The sequence below is a fragment of the Streptomyces sp. NPDC054847 genome (assembly GCF_053610925.1).
Map to the genome: position 1 here is coordinate 1 of NZ_JBSGZJ010000649.1, position 2,841 is coordinate 2,841.

The 2,841-nt window shown below is 72.4% G+C and carries 3 protein-coding genes; all 3 read right to left on the reverse strand.

From position 1 onward, the window contains the following. Nucleotides 1-142: 142 nt before the first annotated feature. Complete coding sequence (locus ACWGH4_RS33720; protein WP_453467560.1) at nucleotides 143-1,216, reverse strand: acyl-CoA dehydrogenase family protein; 1,074 nt, start codon at nucleotides 1,214-1,216, stop codon at nucleotides 143-145. Then, nucleotides 1,213-2,400, reverse strand: a complete 1,188-nt coding sequence (locus tag ACWGH4_RS33725; protein WP_453467562.1) for an acyl-CoA dehydrogenase family protein — start codon at nucleotides 2,398-2,400, stop codon at nucleotides 1,213-1,215. The genes ACWGH4_RS33720 and ACWGH4_RS33725 overlap by 4 nt, the downstream gene beginning before the upstream one ends. Next, a partial coding sequence (locus ACWGH4_RS33730; protein ID WP_453467564.1) for a zinc-binding dehydrogenase occupies nucleotides 2,397-2,841 on the reverse strand: 445 nt, incomplete at its 5' end. The genes ACWGH4_RS33725 and ACWGH4_RS33730, both read right to left, overlap by 4 nt.

Sequence of the window (2,841 nt, forward strand, 5' to 3'; positions counted from 1 at the left end):
GCCACGGCCATGGCGGCGGCAGCCCGTATCGATCGGCCCGTCATGAACGTCCACCCCTGTTGAAGATCAGCTGTTATTGCAAACGTCTCGCATTAAACAGCATGTAAGGGCGCGACGGAACAGGGGGTATTACAGGCCGCGTCTACGGAGCCTGAAGATCGACGAGGGCCGCCAGTGCCTCCTTGTGCCGTCCGGGCGTGCCGAGCGCGATCTCGTCGGCCTTGGCGCGCTTGAGGTACAAGTGGGCGGGGTGTTCCCAGGTCATGCCGATGCCTCCGTGCAACTGCACGCACTCCTCGGCCGCGTGGACCGCGACCCGTGAGCAGTACGCCTGGGCGACGGCCACCGACAGCGCCGCCTCCGGACTACCGGTGGCCAAGGCGTCGGCGGCGGCACGAGCGGCCGCCCGCGCGGAGACGACCTCGAGCCACAGCTGCGCCATGCGGTGTTTGAGCGCCTGGAACGAGCCGACGGGACGGTTGAACTGGTGCCGTTCGCCGGTGTGCCGGACGGTCTCCTCCAGGCACCACTCCGCGAGACCGAGCTGCTCGGAGGCGAGCAGGCCTGCCCCGGCGAGCAGGCCACGGCGCACGGCAGCGGAGCCCGCCGCGGCGTCCGCCAGTCGCGTGCCGCCTTCCCCAGCGGTGACGGCCGCGAGGGGACGCGTGAGGTCGAGCGGGGTCAGCGGTTCGACGACGGCCTGCGCCGCCTCTACCGCGTACAGCCCGTCGGCCCTGAGCACCAGCAGTACATCGGCCGTCGCCGCGTCGGCGACACCCGTGATACGCCCGGCGCCGTCGGGCAGCGGACCGTCCGGCGCCGTGGACAGCGGCACGGCCACGACGGCCGTGCGCCGGCCCTCCGCCAGTTCCGCGAGCAGCGCGGCCACGGCCTCCGTCTCCGTGTCGAGCGACAGCAGCGCCTGCGTCGCGACGACCGAGCTGGTGAGGTACGGCGCGGCGACGACGCCGCGCCCCAGCTCCTCCAGGACGACCGCGGCCTCCCGGTGGGACGCGCCCTGGCCACCGAGCTTCTCGGGGACGAGCAGCCCGGCGGCGCCCATCTCGGCGGCGAGCGAACTCCACAGCCGCGGGTCGTAGGGTGAGCCGGCCTCGGCGCGGGCCGCGAGTGCCGCCGTGTCGCCGCGGGCGGCGACGAGGGACCGCACGGCGGCGCGCAGGTCGTCCTCGGTCTCCGAGTAGAGCAGATCAGTCATCGCGCGAGGTCCTTCCAGGCGACGTCCTTGTCGTTGCGCGGCTCGGAGGGAAGCCCGAGGACGCGTTCGGCGACGATGTTCAGCAGCACCTCGGTGGTGCCGCCCTCGATCGAGTTGCCCTTGGACCGCAGATAGCGGTAGCCGGCATCACGTCCGGTGAAGTCGACGAGCTCGGGCCGGCGCATCGTCCAGTCGTCGTACAGCAGCCCTTCCTCGCCGCGCAGTTCGACCTCCAGGCCGCTGATCGCCTGGTTGAGGCGGGCGAACGCGAGCTTCATCGCGCTGCCCTCGGGGCCCGGCTGGCCGGCGACGAGCTGCTGGCGCAGCCGCTCCCCCGCGAGCCGGGAGACCTCGGCCTCGACCCACAGTGTGAGGAGCCGCTGGTGCAGGTCGTGGGTGCGCAGCTCGGGGCGCTCGCGCCAGGTCCTGGCGATGGGGCCGATCATGCCGCCCTCGCGGGGCAGCCGCATGCCGCCGATGGCGACGCGTTCGTTGTTCAGCGTGGTCTGCGCCACCTTCCAGCCCTCGCCGACCTCGCCGAGCCGGTGCGCGTCGGGGATGCGCACGCCGGTCAGGAAGACCTCGTTGAACTCCGCCTCGCCGGTGATCTGGCGCAGCGGCCGGACCTCCACACCGGGGTCGGTCATGTCGCAGACGAAGTAGGTGATGCCCCGGTGCTTGGGCAGGTCGGGGTCGGTGCGGGCGATGAGGATCGCCCAGCGTGCGACGTGCGCGCTGGAGGTCCACACCTTCTGGCCGTCGACGATCCAGTCCCCCGAGTCCCCGTCGCGTACGGCGCGGGTGCCGAGCGCCGCCAGGTCGGAGCCGGCCCCGGGTTCGCTGAACAGCTGGCACCAGACCTCCTCACCGGTCCACAGGGGGCGCAGGAAGCGCTCCTTCACCTCCTGGGAGCCGTACTTGAGGATCGTGGGCGCGGCCATGCCGAGTCCGATGCCGATTCGGCGCGGGTCGTTGTCGGGCGCTCCGGCGGCGGCCAGTTCGGCGTCCACGACGGCCTGAAGGGAGCGGGGGGCGCCGAGGCCGCCGAGGCCCTCGGGGAAGTGGACCCAGGCGAGGCCCGCGTCGAAGCGTGCCCTCAGGAAGTCGGCGCGGTCGGTGGTGGCCGGCGGGTGCGCGGCCAGCAGCTTGCTGGTGCGGTCGGTCAGTTCGGCTGCGTCCGTCATCGGCCCGCTCCGTCCGGAACGACGACCAGGCGGCCGGTGGTGGTGCCGTCGGCGACGCGCTGCACGGCCCCGGCGGCGTCCTTGAAGGCGACCCGGTCGCTGATGAGCGGTTTGATCAGACCCTTGGCCGCGTAGTCGGTGAGCGTCCGGTGGCAGCGGCCGATGGCGCCCGGGTCCTTGGTGGCGTACAGGCCCCAGTGCAGGCCCATGATCGAGTAGTTCTTGACCAGGGCGTGGTTGAGGGCGGGGGCCGGAATGTCGCCGCTGGCAAAGCCCACGACGACGATGCGGCCCTCGAAGGCCACGCACTTGGCGGACTTGGCGTACGCGTCGCCGCCCACCGGGTCGTAGACCACGTCCGCGCCGCGTCCGCCGGTCGCCTCCTTCACGGCGGCGACGATGTCGTCGGTGCGGCGGTCGATGACGACGTCGCAGCCCAGC